Raw genomic sequence first — 2,200 nt, forward strand, 5'->3', positions numbered from 1 at the left:
TCGATCAGGACACTAGGGCCAGCATACGTGTTCGATACGATGGGGAACTGATGGAACATATCCGCCGGATCTAGCGGGACAACCGTGCTGTTTATAGTGCGCGCAAGATCTGGCACGGCCTGCAGCGTGAGAAGTGGCAGGTTGCGCGTTGCACTGTCGAACGCCTGCGGGCGCCACTCGGCTATAGGCCTCCTGCCGAAGTCGAACGGGCCTTCTACGCAGATCAGAGCAGGCTTGATATCACTGCCTGATTATTGAACAAATCGTTCTCCGGTAAACCCGGGGCAGTTCATTCCCATCACGCTGTTTCCTCTGTTTGATTCCTCTTGACGTGTTGCGGTTGAAGGCGAGTTGAAGCGCTCCGGCGGCAGGGGTCAAGACAGTCTCAGAATCTCGATCTTCCCGGGTGCCGGGCCTTGATGCTGGCCGTGTCGATATAGGTCTCGACGACCTGAAGGCTTTTGTGCCGCGAGAAGCGCTTCAGCTCCAGGAGATCATACCCGTCTTTCGCCCCCGTGGTGATGGCCCCGCGGCGCAGGCTGTGCCCGCCAAAGTCCCCCTCGAGGTGGGTGTCGCCGCATCGCTTGCGGATGATGTCCGTGACCGCCCGGTCCGACAGGGCGTGCGGCCCGATCCTGGGCGGGGTCCCGACGGGAGTAGTGCCCGCCCTGCGGTCCCGCGCGGACCAGATGCGCCGGAAGACCGGACCTTCCGTGATCCCGGCCTGCCGGAGCCAGGTCTCGTATGCCAGAACCGGGCAGTTCCGGGTCAGGCCCCGCGGGATGCCGATCAGCGCGCCCTTGCGCTGGAGATCCCCCTTGGACCGGCCCAGCCGGATCTGCATGCCATCCTCGTCCACCGTAAGGTCGTCCGCTTTCAGTGCGGCAAGTTCGGAGCGTCGGAACGTACCGGCAAAACCGAGCAGAAGAATGGCCCGGTCCCGCGCACCGACCAGATCGTGGGGACTGATGGCCTCGACGACCCGGACCAGCCTGTCCCAGGTGAGCGCGGTTTTCTGGCGGGGCAGGGTCTCCTTTGCCTCCCGCCGGATGCCAGCAAGGGTTGCGGTCACCATCGGGTGGGCGGTGGGTACGGCAATCTGCGCCAGATGGTGCAGGTAGCGCAGGGCGGCACGATGCAGGTCGATGGTGCTGGTCCTGCGCCCCTGCAGCGCCATGTCGGCCAGATAGGCGGCAACATCCTCGCTGCGGGCCGGCAGGGCGGGCAGGGCATGACCGGCCGCCCAGCGACACCAGGACCGCACGGCAGCGCGATAGGTGCGCAGTGTGTTCTCGGCCTTGCTGCGGTGCATATAGGCATCGGCCGCCTGACGGGCCGTGGCCAGGCGGCCGTCATGTTCGGGTACGGGCTGTGCCGAGACGACGGAAAACCATTGCGCGACGGCAGCAGGTGGCTGGCCAACCGGCGCAGGGGGCGCTGCGTCTGCCGTCCCGGGACAGGCCCCTACGGGCTGGAGCGGCCGGAACCAGGCCAGGAAACAGGGGGTGCCATCATCGATTTCCAGCCCGACGGCCAGTTCAAACCCTGATGGGACATCGGCCACATGGTCCTGAGCCATCTGCTGGGCCGCCGACGCATACGGCACGTTCTGGGCGAGGGGGGTATCCGGGGAATAGGTACCGTCCGGCAATTCGATGCCGGCCAGACGCTGCCGCGTCAGGGGGTCAACACGGTCGTGCAGCGCGGCCTGCGCGCGCCTGCTGGCGCCGAGGATCCGGACGTCGCTCAGCATGGCAGGCTTGCCCGCGCGTATGGCCCCTGGCCGTCACTTGGGCAGCAGGGAAGGGGCACACAGACAGGCTTGGCGAAAAGGCTCGGAAACAGGCGCATTTTGGGATTTTTGTCGAAAACCCTTAATTATATTAGTGAATACCTATACATTTCAGCACGTTATTGATCCTCTTAATTATGCGAATGTCCCTTATTGGTGCGAAAAAAGCCCTTAATTACGTTACAAAGCACGATCACAGTTTTATCTACGTGTGGGTCCGCTTACGCCTCGTGTCGGACATAAAAGTGGGTTGGCTCGCCTTTCGCATAACGGACATAGTCCGCGCAGTCCCCCGCTATCACTTGGAGCCGAGAGTGGGGTGATCGTTATGGGAAATAACCAGCAAGAATACAGGCGCTTAGGTTGGCCGTAGCAAGACACGCCCGAAGCCACTGGGCAGGGAGTATA

1 protein-coding gene and 1 pseudogene are annotated in these 2,200 nt (G+C 63.0%); one reads left to right on the forward strand and one right to left on the reverse strand.

Annotated elements, in window-relative coordinates; genetic code table 11:
- Positions 1 to 182: pseudogene (locus AC1RQ9_RS18745) on the forward strand (IS3 family transposase); the annotation flags it as partial.
- Between the two features lie 203 nt (positions 183 to 385).
- On the opposite strand, the gene AC1RQ9_RS18750 reads toward AC1RQ9_RS18745, so the two are convergent.
- Entirely contained in the window at positions 386 to 1,753 is a 1,368-nt protein-coding gene (locus AC1RQ9_RS18750) for a tyrosine-type recombinase/integrase (protein ID WP_485988095.1), read from the reverse strand.
- Positions 1,754 to 2,200 lie beyond the last annotated feature (447 nt).

Source organism: Komagataeibacter ossonobensis, from assembly GCF_057359305.1.